The 22,426-nt window shown below is 35.8% G+C and carries 17 protein-coding genes, 2 tRNA genes and 3 rRNA genes; 5 read left to right on the plus strand and 17 right to left on the minus strand.

What is annotated here, in order from left to right; all coding sequences use genetic code 11:
* Positions 1 to 20: 20 nt before the first annotated feature.
* The 10 genes from E0D87_RS02895 to E0D87_RS02940 all read right to left on the minus strand — a co-directional run bounded on the left by E0D87_RS02895 (position 21) and on the right by E0D87_RS02940 (position 9,289).
* Complete coding sequence (locus tag E0D87_RS02895) at positions 21 to 344, minus strand: PTS sugar transporter subunit IIA (protein ID WP_479722802.1); 324 nt, start codon at positions 342 to 344, stop codon at positions 21 to 23.
* Positions 345 to 378: 34 nt separating this feature from the next.
* The gene (lacB, locus tag E0D87_RS02900) at positions 379 to 909 is read right to left on the minus strand and encodes a galactose-6-phosphate isomerase subunit LacB (protein WP_004835474.1); all 531 of its coding nucleotides are present in this window, start codon (positions 907 to 909) and stop codon (positions 379 to 381) included.
* Positions 910 to 918: 9 nt separating this feature from the next.
* The gene (lacA, locus tag E0D87_RS02905) at positions 919 to 1,371 is read right to left on the minus strand and encodes a galactose-6-phosphate isomerase subunit LacA (protein WP_130819273.1); all 453 of its coding nucleotides are present in this window, start codon (positions 1,369 to 1,371) and stop codon (positions 919 to 921) included.
* A 57-nt stretch (positions 1,372 to 1,428) separates the two neighbouring features.
* The gene (locus E0D87_RS02910) at positions 1,429 to 2,871 is read right to left on the minus strand and encodes a glycoside hydrolase family 1 protein (RefSeq protein WP_423190621.1); all 1,443 of its coding nucleotides are present in this window, start codon (positions 2,869 to 2,871) and stop codon (positions 1,429 to 1,431) included.
* Between the two features lie 182 nt (positions 2,872 to 3,053).
* Positions 3,054 to 3,773 carry a hypothetical protein gene (locus E0D87_RS02915; protein ID WP_130819275.1) on the minus strand — a complete coding sequence of 240 codons (720 nt, stop codon included), beginning with the start codon at positions 3,771 to 3,773 and terminating at the stop codon, positions 3,054 to 3,056.
* Between the two features lie 43 nt (positions 3,774 to 3,816).
* Positions 3,817 to 3,892: transfer RNA gene (locus E0D87_RS02920), tRNA-Gln, on the minus strand.
* A gap of 122 nt (positions 3,893 to 4,014) precedes the next feature.
* Positions 4,015 to 4,131: ribosomal RNA gene (gene rrf / locus E0D87_RS02925) — 5S ribosomal RNA — on the minus strand.
* Between the two features lie 135 nt (positions 4,132 to 4,266).
* Positions 4,267 to 7,333 (minus strand): 23S ribosomal RNA (locus tag E0D87_RS02930).
* 239 nt (positions 7,334 to 7,572) lie between these two features.
* Positions 7,573 to 7,648 (minus strand) — tRNA-Ala (locus E0D87_RS02935).
* Positions 7,649 to 7,762: 114 nt separating this feature from the next.
* A 16S ribosomal RNA gene (locus tag E0D87_RS02940) occupies positions 7,763 to 9,289 on the minus strand.
* The 16S, 23S and 5S rRNA genes sit together here with 2 tRNA genes alongside, the layout of an rRNA operon.
* Positions 9,290 to 9,911: 622 nt before the next feature.
* On the opposite strand from E0D87_RS02940, the gene E0D87_RS02945 reads away from it, so the two are divergent.
* Both E0D87_RS02945 and E0D87_RS02950 read left to right on the plus strand, forming a co-directional pair.
* On the plus strand, positions 9,912 to 11,330 hold the full coding sequence (locus tag E0D87_RS02945; RefSeq protein WP_130819276.1) for an alanine/glycine:cation symporter family protein: 1,419 nt from the start codon (positions 9,912 to 9,914) through the stop codon (positions 11,328 to 11,330).
* A gap of 176 nt (positions 11,331 to 11,506) precedes the next feature.
* Entirely contained in the window at positions 11,507 to 13,054 is a 1,548-nt protein-coding gene (locus tag E0D87_RS02950) for a BCCT family transporter (protein ID WP_278044797.1), read from the plus strand.
* A gap of 279 nt (positions 13,055 to 13,333) precedes the next feature.
* Here the strand turns inward: E0D87_RS02950 and E0D87_RS02955 are convergent, their stop codons facing one another.
* Positions 13,334 to 14,212: a radical SAM protein gene (locus tag E0D87_RS02955; RefSeq protein ID WP_130819278.1), complete on the minus strand. Its 879-nt coding sequence runs from the start codon at positions 14,210 to 14,212 to the stop codon at positions 13,334 to 13,336.
* A 104-nt stretch (positions 14,213 to 14,316) separates the two neighbouring features.
* Here E0D87_RS02955 and E0D87_RS02960 point away from each other — a divergent pair, with 104 nt between their 5' ends.
* Positions 14,317 to 14,868 (plus strand): hemerythrin domain-containing protein, encoded by a 552-nt coding sequence (locus E0D87_RS02960; protein ID WP_130819279.1) that lies wholly within the window; start codon positions 14,317 to 14,319, stop codon positions 14,866 to 14,868.
* 48 nt (positions 14,869 to 14,916) lie between these two features.
* On the opposite strand, the gene pepF is transcribed toward E0D87_RS02960, so the two are convergent.
* From pepF to E0D87_RS02975, 3 genes are read right to left on the minus strand one after another with little or no spacing between them, the layout of a single operon-like run.
* Complete coding sequence (gene pepF, locus E0D87_RS02965; RefSeq protein WP_130819280.1) at positions 14,917 to 16,695, minus strand: oligoendopeptidase F; 1,779 nt, start codon at positions 16,693 to 16,695, stop codon at positions 14,917 to 14,919.
* A gap of 18 nt (positions 16,696 to 16,713) precedes the next feature.
* Complete coding sequence (locus E0D87_RS02970; RefSeq protein ID WP_130819281.1) at positions 16,714 to 17,397, minus strand: rhomboid family intramembrane serine protease; 684 nt, start codon at positions 17,395 to 17,397, stop codon at positions 16,714 to 16,716.
* Between the two features lie 27 nt (positions 17,398 to 17,424).
* The gene (locus E0D87_RS02975; protein WP_130819282.1) at positions 17,425 to 18,513 is read right to left on the minus strand and encodes a glycerate kinase family protein; all 1,089 of its coding nucleotides are present in this window, start codon (positions 18,511 to 18,513) and stop codon (positions 17,425 to 17,427) included.
* Positions 18,514 to 18,680: 167 nt separating this feature from the next.
* Here E0D87_RS02975 and E0D87_RS02980 point away from each other — a divergent pair, with 167 nt between their 5' ends.
* Positions 18,681 to 18,896, plus strand: coding sequence for a hypothetical protein (locus E0D87_RS02980; protein WP_130819283.1), 216 nt, complete (start codon positions 18,681 to 18,683; stop codon positions 18,894 to 18,896).
* Between the two features lie 19 nt (positions 18,897 to 18,915).
* Here the strand turns inward: E0D87_RS02980 and E0D87_RS02985 are convergent, their stop codons facing one another.
* Positions 18,916 to 19,278 carry a hypothetical protein gene (locus E0D87_RS02985; RefSeq protein WP_130819284.1) on the minus strand — a complete coding sequence of 121 codons (363 nt, stop codon included), beginning with the start codon at positions 19,276 to 19,278 and terminating at the stop codon, positions 18,916 to 18,918.
* Between the two features lie 350 nt (positions 19,279 to 19,628).
* The gene (locus E0D87_RS09085) at positions 19,629 to 19,802 is read right to left on the minus strand and encodes a hypothetical protein (protein WP_165442721.1); all 174 of its coding nucleotides are present in this window, start codon (positions 19,800 to 19,802) and stop codon (positions 19,629 to 19,631) included.
* A gap of 518 nt (positions 19,803 to 20,320) precedes the next feature.
* Between E0D87_RS09085 and E0D87_RS02990 the strand changes: the two genes are divergently transcribed.
* A complete protein-coding gene (locus tag E0D87_RS02990) occupies positions 20,321 to 21,229 on the plus strand; it encodes a DMT family transporter (RefSeq protein ID WP_130819285.1) in 909 nt (302 codons plus the stop codon).
* Positions 21,230 to 21,295: 66 nt separating this feature from the next.
* On the opposite strand, the gene pdxS is transcribed toward E0D87_RS02990, so the two are convergent.
* Entirely contained in the window at positions 21,296 to 22,153 is an 858-nt protein-coding gene (gene pdxS, locus E0D87_RS02995; RefSeq protein ID WP_004835018.1) for a pyridoxal 5'-phosphate synthase lyase subunit PdxS, read from the minus strand.
* Between the last annotated feature and the right edge of the window lie 273 nt (positions 22,154 to 22,426).

The raw sequence follows: 22,426 nt of genomic DNA on the forward strand, positions 1-22,426 counted from the left end.
AGCTCCTCCGATAAGCTGACCTACTTTTTATAAATATTGATTAAATCATAAATGATATCTTTTAGTAAGATTGTTGTCATCAAGTGGTCTTGGGCATGGATCATGATGATTCCAATGTCTAAATCCTTACCTTGTGCATCTAAAGCTAACATTTCTGTTTGTTTAGCATGAGCTAAGTTAAGGTTTTCTTGAGCAGCTTGAATTTTTTCTTCTAATCCATCAAACTTGCCGTTTCTTGCATCTTTTAATGCTTCAAGCAAGCTGCTCCTTGCATCTCCAGAGTATGCAACAATTTCAAAACCTAGCATACCAATATCTCTTCTTGACATTTCCTTATCTGACATAATTTCCTCCTTATATTTTAAATTTATAAATCACTTAATCGTGATATTCTCCCCTATCCCATTTCTCGATGAATTCATCAAAGAATTTTTCGTTAGACACTTGGTCTTTTTCATCGTCTTTGTATTTTTCTTCGATTGCCATTAGTTTTTCAATTATCTTATCTTTTTCTTCTGTTGGTTCATATTCTGTATTGATGAATGAATCAACTATTTCAAAAGCAAGGTCTCTTCCGACAATCATTCCACCAAAGGATATTACGTTTGCGTTTAGGTCTCTTTTTGCATGGATTGCTGTCGCACAATCTCTAACAAGAGCGCAACGTGTACCAAAAGCTTTGTTTACAGATGTTGATATTCCAACCCCTGTTCCGCAAAGTACAACTCCTAGATCACAATCTCCACTCGCTACAAGCTCTCCTACCTTTTTACCAAAAATAGGATAGTGTGTTCTTGTATTATCGTAAGTTCCAACGTCTACCACTTCATGACCAAGACTTTTGAGATGGTCTGAAACTTCCATTTTTAAACTTGTAACTATATGGTCACATCCTAATGCTATTTTCATTCCTACCTCCTACATCATCTTATTTAACATATCAATTCTAATTTGGTGACGACCTCCGTCATATCCATGGCTTAGGAAGTTTCTTAGGCAAGATTTTGCTAAATCTTCTCCAACTATTCCTGATCCCATAACTAGAATTCTTGCACCGTTGTGTCTTTTTGTCATTAGAGCACTTCTTTCATCTGATACTTCTGCAGCAACCATTCCCTTGTGTTTAGAACATGCCATGTAGCTTCCTGCTCCATATCTATCAATAACAATCCCTACTGATGCGTCATCAGAACCTGTTGTCAAGATTCCATCTACTTCTAATAGTTTTTCACAAACTGCATTTGAACTATCGACAAAATCAAAACCTTCTTCTGTCAAATCTTCGTATTCAAATGATAAATTCTCTAGCTCTTCGATTAAAGCATCCTTCAATCCTAGAGCATCCATGTCTGAAGAAATATATACCTTCATAAAACCCACCTTTCTTTTTTTATATCAATGCACATGCATTAACTTTCATAAATTTATTTACTCACTTAAATAATCATCTGAAAATAAGTAATCTAAGCCAGTTTCATTTAACTTTTTATACCAATAAAAACTTTTTTTCTTATATCTATTTAGACTACCAGAGCCGTCATCATTTCTATCAATATAGATGAAACCCCATCTTTTTCTCATAGTTCCTGTGGTTCCACTTACAAAGTCTTCTACAGCCCAATTAGTATAACCTATAACCTCTACTCCATCTGCCAATGCTTTATTTAGCTCCAAGAGGTGATTTCTCAAAACTCTTATTCTATAATCGTCATTTACTGTAAGATTTCCATTTTTATCTTCTTCGAGTTTTTCTATCTTGGCAAAGCCATTTTCACAAATGAACAGCGGCCTATCATACCTGTCCCACAAGACATTACACAAAATCCTAAGTCCAACATGATCAACTGGCCAATCCCACTCTGTATATTCAAGTTCTGGATTTTTTAGCTCACTAATTTGATTGCTATATGTGCTATCAAACTCTTCTTCGTTGAACTTAGATATTCCACTGACATAATATGAAAACGCCAGATAATCAACTGTATTTTCTCTTATATCTTTTATTTCAGCTTCGTTTGTATCTAATTTAATTCCCTTTGACTCCAATTGTTTTATTTTCCACTTTGGATACCCTCCAAAAACATGAACATCTGTGTGGAACAAGCCATTTCTATTGTCGAAATAAGCTTGCAAGTTATCAAGAGGATTCATAGAGTATGGATAACTTGGACCGAGGGCAGTAGAACAAGCTACTTTAGCCATAGGATTAATTTCTTTTATGATTTTTATTGCTCTAGCGTTTGCTAAGAACATATTATAATTTAGCTGTTCTTTCGCCTGATCATCATACTTTATCTTTCTAGTATCTACTCCCAGGTGAAAAAACGGCTGTCTATCAGCAATATTTATTTCATTGAAAGTAATCCAATGTTTTACTTTATCTTTATATCTTTTTACAATAGTGTCGACATATTTAAGGTAGAAATCTATTACTTCTTTATTTAAAAATCCACCATAGTTATCCGCCAAGTATAGAGGCGTTTCCCCTGTATGTGTTATTGTAATAACTGGTTCAATGCCATGTTTAATAAGCTCATCAAACATATCATCATAATGCTTCAAGCCCTTTTCATTAGGCACATCTTCAATCCCTTTAGGAAAAATCCTTGCCCAAGATATAGAAGTTCTATAGGCTTTGATACCTAATTCTCCAAACAGAGAAATATCTTCTTTATATCTATTATAAAAATCAACTCCTAAATGTTTAAGATTTCCTTCTTCTGGTTTCTCAGTCCTAGGATCATTAGGAGAATGAGGCAATACATCAGCTACTTGCGCTCCTTTTCCATCTTGGTTAAAGGCTCCTTCATTATGGTAGGCTGCCGCTGCAGATCCAAGTAAGAAATCTTTAGGAAAATAATTTTTCACCATTGCTCCTTTCTATATTCTGTTTGTTTATGTTTTTTATTTATCTTTTTTGTTTATTTATCTTCATATTACATTACAAACAAACATTTGTCAAGCGTTTTCAAAACATTTTTTACAGAAATAAAAAATGCCCTCTATGCTAGCTACTCCAGCAAAGAGGGTAAAGTATATTCTAAAATAAGAAATTATTTAATTTTATTCCCACAAATACAAACATTCATATCAAATCCGGCTCTTATCGCTGTATTTATAGATGCCGTATGTGAAAATTGGGTCGTATATATTGGACTAACCTCGGGGTATTCTTTTTTAATTATTAGAGCTAAACTTCTAACAATAGCAGAGGATAATCCTTCATACTTTTTATCAAAATAAAACTTTTCAACTCCAATACTCCACAGATATTTTCCTATAGTAGATGCTCCACAAAGAGCAACTAGCTTATTATTATCATAGAAAGAAAGACCAATTCTATCATCTTCATCAAAGGCAAAAGGCATCTTGCTTATTCCTTTATATGATAGTATATCTTTTTTATCAATCCTATTGAACTTAAAGTTCTTTGTTTTCACATACCTATCAGAAAAAGTCATAAGTGGAAAGAAATTGTCAATCTTTATATTATAGTTTCTTAATATAATTTCTAACTTCTTAATATTTTCAAATTCTGTAAACCACTGGGCCGGATAATCACTGTAGTCATTTTTTAAACTATTAATAAGATCACTATTATTAGATCTTACAAAAACTCTATTGGATAAAATAATAATTGAAAAAGAATACTTGTTATAGAAAAGAAATGACTCGTGTACGTCATTTACAGTAAATATATTTTTCCCCAAATCAAATTCTTCTTTAGTTATTGAAAAATCATTTAATATTTGGCTTTTGAAATTGATATCCATAACTTCTCCCATAAATAAAAAACTATAGAAAACCTGTAGCATCTGGCTGGGATAGCAGGACTTGAACCTGCGCTCTCCAGAGTCAGAATCTGGTGCCTTACCGACTTGGCCATATCCCAATAATATATACACTTTTAATTAAACACTATTTTAATATGATATGTCAATATATGAAACAGCTTTTACGAGATTATCTATCTTTATATATCAAAAAAAGACTGGAATATATCCAGTCTGTTTCGTTTGGCGACTACCTAGTCTCCCGGGAGGTTGCCCTCCGAGTACCATCGGCGTTATAAGGCTTAACTTCTGTGTTCGGTATGGGAACAGGTGTATCTCTTATGCCATCATCACCATATAATGACCTAACCCAAAAACTTGTTTTTGCTGGTAGGTCAGATGTCGCGAAGTCCAAATCTTTGATTTGGCTAACGGAGCCGACTTACTAGCCAGTTTTGTTAGGTTGAACCTTCTAAATCAGCAAAAAATATTTCCAGTCAAGATTTAAAGTTTAGTATCCATTAGCTTAATACATTACTGCACTTACACCTTGGACCTATCAAAGGTATTTTCTTTACCTACTCTTAGAAATCTTATCTTGAGGCCTGCTTCGTACTTAGATGCTTTCAGTACTTATCAATTCCATACGTAGCTACCCAGCTATGCTCCTGGCGGAACAACTGGTACACCAGCGGTATGTCCATCCCGGTCCTCTCGTACTAAGGACAGATCCTCTCAAATTTCTTACGCCCACGCTGGATAGGGACCGAACTGTCTCACGACGTTCTGAACCCAGCTCGCGTGCCTCTTTAATGGGCGAACAGCCCAACCCTTGGGACCTACTTCAGCCCCAGGATGAGACGAGCCGACATCGAGGTGCCAAACCTCCCCGTCGATGTGGACTCTTGGGGGAGATAAGCCTGTTATCCCCGGGGTAGCTTTTATCCGTTGAGCGATGGCCCTTCCATGCGGTGCCACCGGATCACTAAGTCCGTATTTCTACTCTGCGCAACTTGTAGGTTTTGCAGTTAAGCTCGCTTCTGCCTTTGTACTCTGCGAATGGTTTCCGTCCATTCTGAGCGAACCTTTGAACGCCTCCGTTACTTTTTGGGAGGCGACCGCCCCAGTCAAACTGCCCAACTGACAATGTCCTTTGCCCTGATTCAAGGGTCAAAGTTAGAACTTTAATATTAGAGGGTTGGTATCCCAAGGATGACTCCACCTACACTGGCGTGCAAGTTTCTTAGTCTCCCAACTATCCTGTACGTCTAATCTCAAAGTCCAATATCAGCCTACAGTAAAGCTCCACGGGGTCTTTCCGTCCTAGCGTGGGTAAGTCGCATCTTCACGACTACTACAATTTCACCGGATCCTTTGTTGAGACAGTGCCCAAATCGTTACACCTTTCGTGCGGGTCGGAACTTACCCGACAAGGAATTTCGCTACCTTAGGACCGTTATAGTTACGGCCGCCGTTTACTGGGGCTTAAGTTCTAGCCTTCGCATTCGCTAAGCCTTCCCCTTAACCTTCCAGCACCGGGCAGGTGTCAGCTCCTATACTTCATCTTTCGATTTTGCAGAAACTTGTGTTTTTGGTAAACAGTCGCTTGGGCCTGGTTTCTGTGGCCAGATCGCTCTGGCTCCCCTTCTCCCGAAGTTACGGGGACATTTTGCCGAGTTCCTTAACAAAGGTTCTTCCGCGCGTCTTGGTATTCTCTACCTCCCTACCTGTGTCGGTTTTGGTACGGGCGCTTTGGTCTTGATAGTGACTTTTCTTGGCAATATGGAGTCAGCTACTTCTCTACTCATGTTTTCGATACCTATCAGATTTTAGCCTTAAAGTGTGCGGATTTGCCTACACACAAGCCTTTATCTTTAGACTAGCTATTCCATCAGCTAGCTTAGCTTATCCTTTTGCGTCATCACTTCTCTATAGCGACTTTAAGCGGTACAGGAATCTAAACCTGTTATCCATCGCCTACGCCTTTCGGCCTCGGCTTAGGTCCCGACTTACCCTGAGGGGACGAGCCTTGCTCAGGAATCCTTAGGGTTTCGACGGGGATGATTCTCACATCCCTTCTCGCTACTCATGCCAGCATTCTCTCTTGTATTCGCTCCACTGTTGCTTTCGCTTTGGCTTCTTCGCTTATACAATGCTCCTCTACCACTGATAGAGGTATTAAATCTAGACATAAAGTTTGGAATACTTGTTTGACGTTTTTTTACCAGGTTATATTTTTTAATCTTATATAACTGTTCGGTGATAATTGAGTATTTTTTTATTTACAACTTACCTTTTGGTTTACGTAATTTGATGTTTTTTACTCGTTTATCTTGATTGTTTTAATATTTCCTAGTTCAAGTATTTCTTTCTTTATTTCGTAGATTTAATTCCTCTATCAATCCGAAGCTTCGGTACTGGATTTTAGCCCCGTTCATTTTCGGCGCAAACCCACTTGACCAGTGAGCTATTACGCATTCTTTAAATGCATGGCTGCTTCTAAGCCAACGTCCTGGTTGTCTTAGTAGATTCACATCCTTTTCCACTTAATCCAGATTTAGGGACCTTAGCTGTCGGTCTGGGCTGTTTCCCTTTCGACTTAGAAGCTTATCCCTCTAAGTCTGACTCCTTGACTTGATTTTTTGGCATTCGGAGTTTGATAGGTTTCGGTACGGTAAGCCGCCCTAGACCATTCAGTGCTCTACCTCCTAAAATCTTTCGTCAAAGGCTAGCCCTAAAGCTATTTCGAGGAGAACCAGCTATATCCGAGTTCGTTTGGCTTTTCACCCCTAACCACAACTCATCCGATACGTTTTAAACCGTACCCGGTTCGAGCCTCCAGTGAATTTTACTTCACCTTCACTCTGGTCATGGATAGATCACCCGGTTTCGGGTCTATTGCATTAAACTTATTTGCCCTATTAAGACTCGCTTTCGCTATGGCTTCATCTCTTAAAGATTTAACCTTGCTTAATACAATAACTCGCTGGCCCATTCTACAAAAGGTACGACATCACACTTTAGTGCTCTGTCTGCTTGTAGGCGCTAGGTTTCAGGTTCTATTTCACTCCCCTTTCGGGGTTCTTTTCACCTTTCCCTCACGGTACTTGTTCGCTATCGGTCACATGTTAGTATTTAGCCTTAGGGGATGGTCCCCCTATCTTCGCAACGGATTCCTCGTGTCCGGTGCTACTTTCCTCCTAGGTTTATTTAAGATTCGTTTACAAGACTGTCACTTTCTTTGGTTCATCTTCCCAGATGATTCAACTTCTTAAATATTCCACTATTGGATTAGGCTCTTTTCTGTTCGCTCGCCGCTACTTGGAAAATCGAGTTTTCTTTCTTTTCCTCCTGTTACTTAGATGTTTCAGTTCACAGGGTCTTGCTTCACAAGACTATGTATTCATCTTGTGATGACTGTGTCTTCCACAGCCGGGTTTCCCCATTCGGAGACCTAGGGGTTAGTGCTTTTTGTGAGCTTTCCCTAGTTTTCGTTCACTTACGTCCTTCGTCGCCTTCATGTGCCAAGGCATCCACCTTGCGCCCTTTGTTTCTTGACTGGAAATATTTTTTGCTATTTAGTTTTATGCCTAAGCTGAGTGGGTTCGAAATCTTTGATTTCGAATTATTTTAGAATTTGTCGCTTTAGCGTCAAATGATAAAATAACGTTACTTACTAATAACTTTTTCACTTCTTTAGGCTGGTTCGATTTTGAGCTTACCGTCTCTTCGTATTAATATACTCAGCGTTTGAATCCACTCCGTGGTGGGTCCTCTCAAAGCCGGACGGACTTGCTCATGGTGGAGATAAAGAGATTCGAACTCTTGACCCCCTGCGTGCAAGGCAGGTGCTCTCCCAGCTGAGCTATATCCCCATGTTTAATGATATTTATTTGTTTTTAGGTTAAAAATACCTTAATATTTTAATACCAACGATCTTTATTTTCTTTTCTGTGTGAGAAGCTAGCGTACCAGCTTCTCATCCTTAGAAAGGAGGTGATCCAGCCGCACCTTCCGATACGGCTACCTTGTTACGACTTCACCCCAGTTACTGACCCTACCTTCGACTGCTGCTTCCTAAAAGGTTAGCTCACAGGCTTCGGGTATTGCCAACTTCCATGGTGTGACGGGCGGTGTGTACAAGACCCGGGAACGCATTCACCGCGGCATTCTGATCCACGATTACTAGCAACTCCAACTTCATGCACTCGAGTTGCAGAGTGCAATCCGAACTGGGACAGGCTTTTTGAGTTTCGCTTGACTTCACAGTTTCGCAACCCTCTGTACCTGCCATTGTAGCACGTGTGTAGCCCAAGTCATAAAGGGCATGATGATTTGACGTCATCCCCACCTTCCTCCGGTTTATCACCGGCAGTATTGCTAGAGTCCCCAACTTAATGATGGTAACTAACAATAGGGGTTGCGCTCGTTATGGGACTTAACCCAACATCTCACGACACGAGCTGACGACAACCATGCACCACCTGTAATACAGTCATCCGAAGATGTAGGCTCTTATCTCTAAAAGCTTCCGTATTATGTCAAGACTTGGTAAGGTTCTTCGCGTTGCGTCGAATTAAACCACATGCTCCGCTGCTTGTGCGGGTCCCCGTCAATTCCTTTGAGTTTCACACTTGCGTGCGTACTCCCCAGGCGGAGTGTTTAATGCGTTAGCTGCGGCACCCAGATTATTCCAGACACCTAACACTCATCGTTTACGGCGTGGACTACCAGGGTATCTAATCCTGTTTGCTACCCACGCTTTCGTACCTCAGCGTCAGTTTATGGCCAGAAAGTCGCCTTCGCCACCGGTATTCCTCCTAATATCTGCGCATTTCACCGCTACACTAGGAATTCCACTTTCCCTTCCATACCTCAAGATGAGCAGTTTTAAAAGCTTGCTATAGTTGAGCTATAGGATTTAACTTCTAACTTGCTTATCCGCCTACGTACCCTTTACGCCCAATGATTCCGGACAACGCTCGGACCTTACGTATTACCGCGGCTGCTGGCACGTAATTAGCCGGTCCTTATTCGTATGGTACTGTCATTTTCTTCCCATACAAAAGATTTTTACAACCCGAAGGCCTTCTAAATCACGCGGCGTCGCTGCATCAGGGTTTCCCCCATTGTGCAAAATTCCCCACTGCTGCCTCCCGTAGGAGTCTGGGCCGTGTCTCAGTCCCAATGTGGCCGTACACTCTCTCAAGCCGGCTACTGATCGTTGCCTTGGTGGGCAGTTACCCCACCAACTAGCTAATCAGACGCGAGTCCATCTTATACCGATAAATCTTTGATCAAATTATCATGCGATTATTTGATGTTATAGGGTATTATTCGTCGTTTCCAACGGCTATCCCCTTGTACAAGGCAGGTTACTCACGCGTTACTCACCCGTCCGCCACTAATCCAATTAAGTTCATTCCGAAGAAATCTTTTAATCTTCATCGTTCGACTTGCATGTGTTATGCACGCCGCCAGCGTTTATCCTGAGCCAGGATCAAACTCTCATATATAGTTTGTTATGAGAATCTTCCCTCGTCCTTCGTCCTCGACCACTCCGTGGAGGGTCCTCTAGGAGCCGGACAGGCTAATTCTGACTCTTTCATTTACATCTGACATTCGTCTGATGCGTGATTTAAATTTGTCCTTATTTTATAAATAAGAATCATTGTACTCAAAGTATTAACTTTGGTTGTTGTTATATTCTATATAATTGTATGATTATCATCCGTAGATGTTAACCTTGGTTCAACGTCGTATCTCTCAACGACTATTACATAATACCACATAATTTTTAGCTTGTCAACTTTTTTTATCATTTTTTTGTGATTTTTAAAGTTTTTTGCTTTAAAAACTTATGTCGCATTAATTATATGATACACCATCATATGCTTTTTGTCAAATATTATTTATTTTTAAATATTTGATCTGCATTTCGACGTGCCTTATTATAATACTTGCTATTATTTTTTTGTCAAATATTATTTTCCTATATTTTCCTATTATGTTTCCTACTATATATAGGTATTAATATTCCCTTTTTATCTATTACTATTATTTTTTATTAATTTTTATTTACAAATTAATAAAATAAGTCTATAGTTAATTATTATATTATAAGTAGGATGGTTTTATATGTTTGATAGTTTTATTAAGTTAAATAGTGAAGTGAGTGACTTTTTGTGGGGATATCCTATGATCACTAGCTTATTCTTTGGTGGTATATACCTTGTCTATAAGTCTAGGTTCTGGGTTTATAAGAACTTCTTTTATATTTTTTCTCAAACTTTTGGCAAGATTTCTTCTAACAAGGATACTAACGAATCTTCCATTTCTCCTTTTCAAGCGGTTTCGACAGCTCTTGCTGGTACAATTGGAGCAGGCTCTATAATCGGTGTTTCTACTGCTATTGAATTTGGTGGACCTGGATCTATATTTTGGATGTGGCTTGCCGCTATAGTCTGTATGTCTACAAAGATGGCAGAAGTTTGTTTCGCTGTTGCTACTAGAAGAGTTGACCTTGATGGTAAGTTCGTTGGCGGCCCTATGTATTACATTTCTGAAGGTGCTAAGAAGCCAGTCTTAGCTAAAGTTTTCGCTGGCTTTTCTATAATCGCTATTTTAGGTACTGGCGCTTTAGTCCAATCAAATTCCATATCTGAATCTATTAAAGATTTAAGTGGTTTGCCTTTAAATATATTAGGACTTGTTATAATCGTCCTTTTATTTTTAGTTTTAGTTGGCGGTATCAAAAGAATAGGAGCTTTCGCTGAAAAAATTGTTCCCTTTATGGCTCTTTTCTATGTTTTAGGTTCTGTTTTTATAATATTTCTTCAGAGAAATCATCTAGCTGATGCCTTCAGATTAATCGTTAGCGATGCTTTTTCTAGTGAGTCGTTAGTTGGTGGTGCTTCTGGATCAGGAGTAATGCTAGGGGTTAGATGGGGACTTGCAAGGGGGATTTTTTCAAATGAGGCTGGTCTTGGAACTGCCCCTATGGCACACGCTTCAAGTAATACCGACCATCCTGTTAGACAAGGTATGTGGGGTGCAATGGAAGTATTTATTTCTTCTATTGTGATTTGTACAATGACAGCTCTTGTTATCATAACTTCTGGATTGTGGCAAGATCCAAACCTATCTGGAGCTAGCCTTACTGCCGCTGCTTTTTCTAAGAGTTTCCCTTTTGGTAGATATATAGTAAGTGTAAGCTTGATACTTTTTGCGTTTACCACTGCGGTTTCTTGGTGTTATTATGGGGAAAGATCCATATTTTATCTAACCAAGTCAAGAAAAATCACTGCAGCTTTTAAGTATTTGTATATTGGATTTTGCTATTTAGGAGCTATCGGCGGATTAAAATTTGCATGGAATGTAGCTGATACTGCAAATGCCTTAATGGCTATTCCAAATATAATTTCTCTTGTCATTATGGCTAATGTTTTCTACAAGTTGATAAAAGATTTTGATTTTCTTAGGGAAAATAACAGATTAGGTGATTACTCATGGACTTTCGATAATAAGTGGAAAGATTTTTTCAAAAAATATATATAAGGATATAAACTTCAAATCTAATCATGGTTTGAAGTTTTTTTATTAAGCATATATCTATCACATCATAATTGACAAATGAAATATAAACCCATACCATAAGCTAGTATTCATTAATTTATATTACTTATAAATATATTACTTATAAAAGAGAAAGGAGTTTAAATGAAAGAAAAATCATCTTATATAAAAATAATAAGGTTTTTAGCTTATCATTAGCCGTTTTGCTATTATTAGTATTTATGGGAATATTTATCCCTACATCTTTTGGAAATGTTACTGAAAATCTAACTTCAAGAATAACAACTAACTTCGGCTGGTTTTACCTTTTGTTAGTTACAGGAATTTTGTTTTTTCTATTTTATCTAATAGTAAGTCCTATCGGACAAATTAAACTAGGAAATCCTAATTCCTCACCGGATCATTCTACACCTTCTTGGATAGCTATGATGTTTTCTGCTGGTATGGGAATAGGATTAGTATTTTACGGAGCAGCAGAACCTCTAAGCCACTATGCTATTAACACCCCAATTCATAATGAAGGAAATAAAGAAGCTATATCAGATGCTTTTCAATACACATTTTTCCATTGGGGAATCCACGCTTGGGGAGTGTATGCTGTAGTAGGTCTCGCTCTTGCATATTTCGTTTTCAGAAAACAAGAGAAGTATCTACTATCTGCCACTTTTAAACCTTTATTAGCAGATAAATCCGAAGGATTTTTGGGAAAAGCCATAGATATAATTACAATTGTTGCTACTGTTATAGGAGTTGCAACTACCTTGGGATTTGGAGCAAGCCAAATAAACGGAGGTCTGCCCTACCTTTTTGGTATAGCCAACAATTTTAAGGTTCAAACAGTCATTATAATTATTACTACCATGCTTTTTATCCTAAGTGCTATGTCAGGTCTTGGAAAAGGAGTTAAGATTTTATCCAACCTAAATTTAATTCTTGCAGTTTTCCTATTAGCTTTGGCTATAGTTATAGGACCATCAGTTAGGATTTTTGACAATTTGACAGACTCTATAGGTAATTATTTACAAAATTTCTTGCAAATGAGCTTTAGATCTTCATCTTTTGACCCAGAAAATCGTGGTTGGATCAATATGTGGACAATATTTTATTGGGCGTGGTGGATATCTTGGTCTCCATTTGTTGGAGTTTTTATAGCGAGAATATCTAAGGGAAGAACTATAAGAGAGTTTCTTACCGTTGTACTTCTAGTTCCAACTATGTTAAGCCTATTATGGTTTACTACTTTCGGAACCTTGTCCACAAGCGTTCAAGCATCAGGAGTTGATCTTACGGGATTTGCTACAGAGGAAGTCCTCTTTGCTACATTTTCCAATTATAATCTAGGAAATATAATGTCCATCGTAGCATTGATTCTTATAATATCCTTTTTCGTAACATCAGCAGATTCAGCTACTTTTGTCCTTGCTATGCTATCAGAAAAGGGAGAGCTAAATCCATCAAATAAGAAAAAACTCACTTGGGGAATCCTTCTTTCTATAATAGCAATTTCCTTATTATTCTCTGGTGGACTTGATGCTTTACAAAACACTCTAATAATTGTAGCCCTACCATTTTCTATAGTCATCATTTTTATGATGGTTTCTCTCTTAAAAGAGTTAAACCACGAAAAGGATCAGATGGGTCTTTCTATAACTCCAGACAGACTCCCTAAGAAAAATCAACCTTTCAAATCTTATACAGAAGACTAAAAATCGCCCCGATAGGGCGGTTTTTTTGTAAATAAAAAGGAAGCGTCTAGCTTCCACAGATTGTTGACAAAGTGACAAAATCCAAAAGTAAGCGTTCCATTCGGAAGAAATTTCAAGAAATTCAAATCGAAATAATACGCCCGTAAATCGCACTGTTTGAGCATTAGCGAGTTTGCGATTTACAGTATTATGAGATTTAGAATTTCTAAATTTCTGTAGTTGGATAAGCGTTTTTTGATTTTGTCTACGCTCTGAGGAAGCGTCTAGCTTCCAATTTTGCTATCTCGCTTCTCTTTCGTTAGTTGAGTTTAAAATGTCTTGACTTAAATTATCTAAGGCATAATTTAGTTTATCTAAAATTTGATCCTTGTGTTTCCACCTGTGAGTTACATTTACTAGATTTACCATGTGTCCTGAAGAAAATAAAGTATCCTCAGGAAGATCTAGGTTTTCTACTAAAATTATTTGCTCTTTTATAATCTCACCAAGGCTTGCCTCTACGAAATCTCCTCTTTGTCTCATCTCATATAATTTTGATCCATATTGAACTGAAGTCGTCATAGGAAAAACTGACTTTGGAGGGTAAATGTTTAGAAACTCTGCTGTAGCCTTGGCATTTACCTCACCATTACCCGCTCCAGCAACCCCCATCATAAGTATTGCATGGTAGGACATACCTGCGCTTTTTAGTTTTTCCAGCCCTTCTTTATATTCATTTAGATTGCAACCTTTATTTATATTTAGTAGAGCCTTCTCGTAGGCAGTTTCGACTCCTATATAAAGTTCATCATATCCAAGAGCCTTTAGTTTTTTCAATTCATCTACGCTCTTATTTTTAAGATTATAAAACGATGCGTAAGATGTGATTGTCTTTACATTTGGCAAATAATGATTTATGAGCCCTCCTATTTCGTACAATTTATCAAAAGATAAGACAAAAGGATCTCCATTTAAAAGATAGATTCTGTCAATATTAGGTGCGTATGTCCTAACTTCCTCCAAATCACTTATTATATTTTCCATAGGTGCTATAGAAAAAGGAGTCCTCTTGTACATAACACAAAAAGCACATTCGTTATGAGAACAACCCCTAGTTACTTCTAATAAAACTGTCCTAGCCTCCAAAGGCGGTCTATAAACTTCTCCTGTATAATGCATATATCCTCCTAAAATAACTATACAAGTCCTACAAATCTTTGCACGAGTAACATTTGTTACATATTTTGTTAATGTTAAAGTATATAATATAAGTAGGTGATAATATGTATGCAATAGATTATTTAATAGAAGAACACGAACAAATATCTAACTTTTTAGACAGATTAGAAGAAAAATGTATAGAAGTTATAAACGAAAAGACTGTAGATTTTAATTTTTTTAGAGCAAGTATTTCCTTCATAAGAGAATATGCGGATGGTATCCACCACAAAAAGGAAGAAGATATCCTATTTAAGTATATGATAAGTGATTTGGGAATGTTGGGAGAAAAGGTAATAAAAGGAGGAATGTTAGTTGAACATCAACTGGCTAGAGGATATGTATATGATTTAGAAATAGCTATATCTTCCTACAAAGATAGTCCAAACGATAAAAATCTCCTCCAAATCATAGCAAATGCTATGGCTTATGTAAATCTCTTGAGAAAGCATGTAGAAAAGGAAAATACAACAGTCTACAAATTTGCAGAAGATAGGCTGAGTGAAGACAGGAAATCTCTTATCGAAAAAGAATCTAGCGAAAGAATTGAAACAGAAAAGAAATATGATAAACGAAAGGAAGAACTTTTATCTATAATTTTTAAGGAAAATAAATAGGATATAAGAAAAGCCCTCAATCCATATTTTGGATTAGGGCTTTTAAGTTTATAAAATAGCTTGTCTTAAATCTTTTAGAGCATCTCTTGCTACATCCATAGCCTTTCGCATGGCTGTCTTGTTAGTCATATCAACGCCTGCTTTTTTGAGAACTTCTAATGGATATTCACTCTCTCCTGCTTTTAGAAAGTCTAAGTAAGCCCCTCTTTGATCATCAGTTCCATTTAAGATATTTTGACTTAGGGCAACCGCACTCATAAATCCTGTCGCATATTGGAATACATAGTAGAACATATAGAAGTGTGGAATCCTTGCCCATTCTGCTGATATATACTCATCTACTTCTATGTCCTCACCAAATAAATCTTCATTTAGCTCTTTGTATATTTGGTGGAGTCTTTCCGCTGGGATTGGCTCACCATTTTCTACTAATTTGTTTACCTTGTGTTCAAATTCCGCAAACATAGCTTGCCTAAATACTGTAGATTTGAATTGATTTACAAAATAGTTCAATAGATAAGCTGTCTCTTCTTCAGACTTGGAGTTTTTGAGCATATAATCAAGTAATAATAGTTCATTAGTAGTTGATGCAATCTCTGCCAAAAATATTGAATAAGATCCATAATGGTAGTCTTGAGTATTCCTTGTGTAGTAAGAATGCATGGAGTGACCCAACTCATGGATAACTGTAAATACATCATCAATTGTGTCTGTGTAGTTTAGTAAGATAAATGGTTGGGTGTCATAAGATCCTGATGAATAAGCTCCACCTCTCTTGCCCTTGTTAGGACAAACATCAAACCAGCCATTTTCAAATCCCTCTCTTGCAACTCTTACATAATCTTCTCCTAGAGGTTTGATTGCTTCAAGAACTATCTCTTTTGCCTCGTCAAACTCTATCTTTCTATCATAATCTTTTACCAAAGGAACATAAATATCATGAAAACCTAAATCATCTACACCCAAGAACTCTTTTCTTAGACTTGTATAGTCCCTGTGGATATCCACATTTTCATGAACCACTTCAAGAAGGTTATCATAAATTTCTTCTGGGAGATTGTTCGCAAACAAACTCATTTGTCTAGCTGAATCAAAGTTTCTAAGTTTAGCTTCTGTATTGTGGGCAGAATAATCTCCGTCCAAGGTACTAGCTAAAGTGTTTGCGAATTGTCTATAGGTTTCATAGTATTTTTCATACACTTCACGTCTAAAGTCTCTATCCTTATCTTGCTCTAGGTTTACGAAATTTGCACCAGTAATTTGAATCTCTTCTCCATCTTTTTCTACACTTGGAAAACTTAGGTCAGCATTTTCAAAAATCATATATGTTGAGCTTGGATTTTGGGCAGTTTTTCCAAAACTCGCTATAATCTGTTCACTCTTTGGGTCTAAAGTATAGTCTTTGTATCTGTAAATATCTTCAAAATAATGGTCTAGGTTTTTGATTTCTGGATCTTTCAAATATTCTTTTATTAAATCGTAGTCTGTAGCTAATAGTTCTGGTCTTATGAAGGATAGGGCTTCGCTTGTTGATACATAAGTATTTGTAGCGATTTGCTTCATCTCTTGATACTTGGTTACTCTTGTATCTTCGTCAGATTTTAATGAGGAAAATACATATGCCTTTTCCATTTTTCTAGAGAATTTCTCATCTAACTTTAAAAAACTTTTAAAAGTATCAAGATCTTGGGTGATTTTCCCTTCAAAATCTTTCAATTCCTCAGCTAGACTTTTTATACTTTCAATATCTTCATAAAAATCTTCGTCTTTTTCATAAATTGATGTGGTATCCCACTTCAATCTCTTATCTATATCTTTTCTTTCCATGTTATCTCCTAATCTAAGCTAATAAATAGCTAGGCTCTTGTTTCCGATTCTAATAAATAAGAAACACAAAATCACAAAGGCTGCGACTGATATCACAATCGTTGTAAGAGGTAAGTTTCTATTAACAACTGGGAAAATTCCTGCAAGAAGAACTCCTGCCAAGAAACCTCCCAAGTGACCTTGAATTCCAATTCCTGGAGCTAAAAGAGAATATATCAAGTTTATTACAATAATAGAAATAAAACTTGCACCAAGTCCTCTTAGAACTGCATCATCTTTGTAATTGATCATAAGTCCCATAGCAAGTCCAAACATCCCATATAAACTAGTAGATGCTCCCGCTGATACCGTGCTTACATCTCCAAAGGCATAGGTGAACAAATTCCCCATAACACCTGCCAAAAGGTAAATAATAAGGAAATTAATAGATCCATATAGCCTTTCAAATAGTGGCCCTATATTATATAGAAAATACATATTAAACATAATATGGAAAAATCCTATATGGATAAAGGCGGCACTTAGTATCCTCCACCACTGTCCATCATGTACTAAAGGTTTGACCATAGCACCATACCTAACGAGATTACTAATATTTTCACTGCCTCCTGTTAGACTCATAAGAATGAAAACTGCTATGTTTACAATCATCAAGACTAGCGTCACTTTTGTTTCTCCTAATTTTTTTATATTCATATTCATAATTATTAATTGTACCGCTTTTTTACTTTAATTTAAGTACTTGCTATTTACATCGTGAGCAAGTTTTTCAATCTCATCTAAAAGGCTCTTTCTATCCAAATGATTTTCAATTTTATATTCATAGATATAATCAAAAAACTCATCATTAGAAATTTTCTTATCTTCGCTATCATGAAGGAAAATTATTTTTACTTCCTTTTTATATCTCTTGGCAAGTTTAGCCATACTTATTGAAGAATAAGCATCGAACTGACTCAGATCTTCTCCCAAGATAATGTAATCCATATCTCTGACCAAGCTTTTAAAATCAATCTTCTCCAAAATATAATCCATAGGTTCGCTAATCCTCGCCTTAAAATAAGTAAATAAGGCCCAAGCAGCTCCCCCACCAGAACCTAGAGAAGGAAAATCTACATGATTTATTCCCAAAAGCTCAGATGTCTTTTCCATAAAATTCTCACAGCCTCTAAAAAGTCTCGCCACATCATAATCATCAGCACCCTTCCTATAAGCTCTATCCTCAAGGAAAGAATTCTCTCCAAAAAGGGTCATCTCACTACTTGTAGCGATTTTAATATCAGCATTTATAAATCTTTTATCAAGTTTTTCTATATCAATTCTGTTGACCTTGACCAAATTTTTAGCAACAGGACTTAGACTATTATCTTCCTTATCATAAAATCTAGCGCCCAAAGCATATAACATGCCCATGCCCATATCGTTACAAGCACTATCACCAAGACCTATGTAAAAGCTCTTCGCACCGTTGTCCAAAGCATCCAAGAAAACCTCTCCAAGACCTAGAGAAGAAGCATTCATCACATCCAAATCTTCCTTATACAAGAGAGAAAGGCCGGATGATTCAGCCATTTCTATAGTAGCAAAATCATTATTTATAAGGTATCTCGCTGTAATCGCTTCATTTAAAGGATTGTGAACATTGACATACTTATAAGTACCACCTGCAATAAACTTCATAGACTCGATAGTACCTTCGCCTCCATCAAGAAAGGGAATCGCATAAGATTTGCCATCTAGCACTTTTTTAAAAACTTCTCCCATAGTAACAGAATCTTCAAAATTTTTAATTGTATCTATAGCTATTAATGTCTTCATTTTATCTCCTCACTTTACCTATACCCTAGTTAGACATATATAAAATACTTTTGTTAAAAAAATCACTTAGAAATATAAAATATTTTATTTTTAGATATCATTTTTCGGGTAAATGCCATAATGAAGGATGTATTATAGAGGATAGAAGTAATTAAAAGGATAATACTATGATAGATATAATTCTCATTTTGATAACAATAACATTTGTTGTGATTGCTGCTTACCAAGCTGATAAAAATAAGCATAAAAGCAATAAGAGTTTTTCATACAAACTATCAAAATTTATTGCAAACATATTGAATTTTGTTACTTTTTTAGATACTAAAGACGTTAATAATATAATTGATGATATAGAAGATAAAAATAGGAAAGATAAAGATTAGGATAAAAAAGAGGGCTTACTTAGTCCTCTTTTTGGCTTATTTTTAAACAATATTTAAATAGATAAATAGGTGCTATAAATGCAAATTTATAAGATGCGAACGGTATTAACAAACCAGTTAGATCATTTTCCTTTTTATCTAAATAAATATTTTCGCTTGGCACACTACACAAAGCTCCTAAGCTTAAATAAATAAATATTATTTTTTTTAATACTTGATTTATATTAAATCTTTCTAATAAGTAATAAAACAATATTATAAAAATAGCACTAAACACTATACCCAATATATTAATAATAAATTTAGAAAACTTAAATTCGTATTTAACTTCATTATTTTGGGTTATTATAAAGATAAGGAAATATTTTATAGCTTTAAACATTACCAAAACCTCCTACATTTATATGTACTTAGAGCTGCTCCAGCCGCATTACTATCATAAAATCGAGTTTTGGATAATATTTGACCTACGGTGTTCCATGCATTGTTTGCCACAGTTTCACCTAATGCTTGCCAAGTATTACCATCAAGAGCATCAAATAACCAAGCAAATTGATCATTGTTTGAGACATCTTCTAATAAATCTAGATTAGTTATTATGTGTTAGCTATTTTAAATTATTTCTCAAACCACTCCAAAATAAAACTCTAATTGTTTCGATAGCTCCTTTACTTATTAATATGTAAAATATACATTTGTATTACCCTCTTCTTACTGTTTTAAAACTTTCCATTATTTAGATTTAGAAAAATGCCTTATACAGTAATAAACAATTCCAAAAGCAAAATACGCTATAGTGGCATTTCTATTGTAAAAATCAATACTATTAGAAAACAAATTTAATATTAAAGTTATTAAGAAAATTCCTCCCATAACAACCAATGTTTCTCTAAAATCATTTTTCATGTTATAACCTCCATAAAGTACAAAATAATCACGTGAAAATCTTCTGATTTGGAATAGTTTTCTTCTATTAGAAGCAACATCTTCCAAATAAGAATAAGTTCTTTAATAAAGCACCCTCTACTAACAACTTACCCGAATCATAATAGGTTAGACAAAATAAAATTTAAAATCATGATAAAAGTTTTATATTTCAGCAAAAATTAATATATCTATTTTAATTATTTTCATAATATTCTTAAATTTCTTGTGCAATCGTTTAAATGTTGTCTACATTTAGCTAATTTAAGACAAAAACACTTTACAGAAATGCCAAGTCTTGTTATACTAGATTAGAAAGAATATAACTTTCGCTGTTTAACTCATGCAATCTAGGAGATTGCAACCATCAAAGACCATTACACGAGTAATGGTTTTTTTTATTTATGTAAATACTTATTTACCATAAACTTTATATAGCTTTGATAAATAGCTTATTTTAAGTAAAGTAATAATATTATGAATTACTTTAGGAGGTTTTTTTGTTAAAAAATAAAAAAATAGCAATTATTTTTTCAATACTTGCAATGCTCTTGTGGGGTTCAGCCATCCCTACTATAAAAACTACCTATCTCGAACTAGGAATCGCAGGCTCTGATACAGGAGCAAAGATCTTAGTCGCTGGAATTAGATTTTTTATGGCTGGTATTATAACACTCATATACTTTTTGATATTTGATAGAAACTTTAAAGATTTTAAGAAGCTTAATTGGAAATTTGTCCTAGTTTTAGGTCTAATTCAAACAAGCATTCAATATCTTTTCTATTATATAGGATTGTCAAACACTTTCGGTGTCAAATCATCAATCATTCAAGCCGCTAACTCTTTTATAGTTGTAATATTTTCTGCTCTATTTCTACCAGAAGATAAGATTAACTCAAAAATGATTGCAGCCCTTGTTATTGGAACCATTGGCATTATTATAACAAATACTGGTAAACCTGTCGGTGGTGAGGCAATGAAGCTAACTGGTGAAGGTTTCATCCTAATATCAACTTCTATAAATGCCCTTTGCACGGTTCTAGTTAGAAAATACGGCAAGGGTCAAAATGGGTTCTTGCTAACAGGAATTCAATTTTTAGTAGGATCTATTATTCTAATTATAGTAGGATCAACCCTTGCTAAATCTAGTCTAAACTTTACTTTAAAAGCTGGAATACTTTTGGTATATGCTGCCTTCATATCAGCAACAGCATTTAGTATATGGACTCTAGTCCTACAACTACATTCAGCAAATGAATTTGGAATATACAAACTATTTATCCCACTATTCGGGTCTATCCTATCAGTTATAATTCTAGGAGAATCCTTTACAATGAGATTGGCACTAGGAATGATACTAGTCCTTTCTGCATCACTTATTTTAAATTTGAATAAGAAAAAAGTTTAAATAAAACTGGTAGCTTAAGAAATATCCTCATATTTAGGATAACTTTCAAATAAGCTACCAGCTTTTTTACCTTAATTCCATTATTTCTTCTATTTCATTTGGGTTTATTCCAACCATGGCTTCTCCTAGGTTCTTGCTTACTTCAAGTAAAACCTTAGGGTCGTCGTAGTTTTCTACAGCCTTTACTATGGCCTTGGCTCTTTTTTCTGGATCTCCAGATTTAAATATTCCTGATCCTACAAAGACTCCCTCTGCTCCTAATTGCCTCATTAAGGCAGCATCTGCTGGAGTTGCAACCCCACCGGCTGAAAAGTTTAAGACTGGAAGTTTCTTATTATCTCTTACATATTTTAAAAGATCATAATCTACTCCGAGATCTTTGGCCTTGGTGTAAAGAGCATCATCTCCTAGGGCAGATACTTCTGCTATTTGAGAGTTGATTGTTCTTAAATGTCTTACAGCCTGAACAACATCACCTGTTCCAGCCTCTCCCTTGGTTCTAATCATTGAGGCTCCCTCTTTGATTCTTCTTAAAGCCTCTGATAGGTTTCTTGCCCCACATACAAAAGGTGTTTTAAATTTAGTCTTATCAACATGGTTATCATCATCTGCAGGAGATAAAACTTCTGATTCATCTATGTAATCTACTCCTAGTGCCTCTAAGATTTGTGCTTCTACAAAATGTCCAATCCTAACCTTGGCCATAACTGGGATAGAAACCGCCTCTTGGATTTTAGCTATCATTTCTGGATCACTCATCCTGGATACGCCACCAGCTGCCCTAATGTCTGCAGGGACTCTTTCAAGAGCCATCACAGCAACAGCACCCGCCTCTTCAGCAATCTTTGCCTGCTCTGCATTTACAACATCCATTATTACTCCGCCCTTAAGGCTTTCATTTATTTTTAATATTTCTTTATCCATCATTTTTCCTTTCCTAAATAGCTTTTAACTTACATGAATATTATACAATACCTAGAGGCTTTTGTTAATTGTTTATCCACATACTAAGTATTTCTAAAATAGTTTCTTATAAATTAACAGAGCTTTAAGATTTATCCTTTACTTTTAATAGAGAATTTCAAATCATTTCCTTAGCCAGGTAATTTAATTTGACTTTTACCTTAGAATGATTATAATTATTATAGGCGGAGTGATAACGATTATTATAATTGTTTTAACTCCCAAGAACTACTA

It is taken from the genome of Anaerococcus vaginimassiliensis (assembly GCF_900626155.1).
GTDB classification, from domain to species: Bacteria; Bacillota; Clostridia; order Tissierellales; family Peptoniphilaceae; genus Anaerococcus; species Anaerococcus vaginimassiliensis.

Excerpts from the sequence above, each read along its gene's own strand:
- E0D87_RS02955 (WP_130819278.1), bottom strand. The coding sequence starts at position 14,212 with ATGCATTATACAGGAGAAGTTTATAGACCGCCTTTGGAGGCTAGGACA.
- E0D87_RS02975 (WP_130819282.1), bottom strand. The coding sequence starts at position 18,513 with ATGAAGACATTAATAGCTATAGATACAATTAAAAATTTTGAAGATTCT.
- E0D87_RS02895 (WP_479722802.1), bottom strand. The coding sequence starts at position 344 with ATGTCAGATAAGGAAATGTCAAGAAGAGATATTGGTATGCTAGGTTTT.
- pdxS (WP_004835018.1), bottom strand. The coding sequence starts at position 22,153 with ATGGATAAAGAAATATTAAAAATAAATGAAAGCCTTAAGGGCGGAGTA.
- E0D87_RS02910 (WP_423190621.1), bottom strand. The coding sequence starts at position 2,871 with ATGGTGAAAAATTATTTTCCTAAAGATTTCTTACTTGGATCTGCAGCG.
- E0D87_RS02985 (WP_130819284.1), bottom strand. The coding sequence starts at position 19,278 with ATGTTTAAAGCTATAAAATATTTCCTTATCTTTATAATAACCCAAAAT.
- pepF (WP_130819280.1), bottom strand. The coding sequence starts at position 16,695 with ATGGAAAGAAAAGATATAGATAAGAGATTGAAGTGGGATACCACATCA.
- E0D87_RS02980 (WP_130819283.1), top strand. The coding sequence starts at position 18,681 with ATGATAGATATAATTCTCATTTTGATAACAATAACATTTGTTGTGATT.
- E0D87_RS02960 (WP_130819279.1), top strand. The coding sequence starts at position 14,317 with ATGTATGCAATAGATTATTTAATAGAAGAACACGAACAAATATCTAAC.
- E0D87_RS02945 (WP_130819276.1), top strand. The coding sequence starts at position 9,912 with ATGTTTGATAGTTTTATTAAGTTAAATAGTGAAGTGAGTGACTTTTTG.
- E0D87_RS02970 (WP_130819281.1), bottom strand. The coding sequence starts at position 17,397 with ATGAATATGAATATAAAAAAATTAGGAGAAACAAAAGTGACGCTAGTC.
- lacA (WP_130819273.1), bottom strand. The coding sequence starts at position 1,371 with ATGAAGGTATATATTTCTTCAGACATGGATGCTCTAGGATTGAAGGAT.
- E0D87_RS02915 (WP_130819275.1), bottom strand. The coding sequence starts at position 3,773 with ATGGATATCAATTTCAAAAGCCAAATATTAAATGATTTTTCAATAACT.
- E0D87_RS09085 (WP_165442721.1), bottom strand. The coding sequence starts at position 19,802 with ATGAAAAATGATTTTAGAGAAACATTGGTTGTTATGGGAGGAATTTTC.
- lacB (WP_004835474.1), bottom strand. The coding sequence starts at position 909 with ATGAAAATAGCATTAGGATGTGACCATATAGTTACAAGTTTAAAAATG.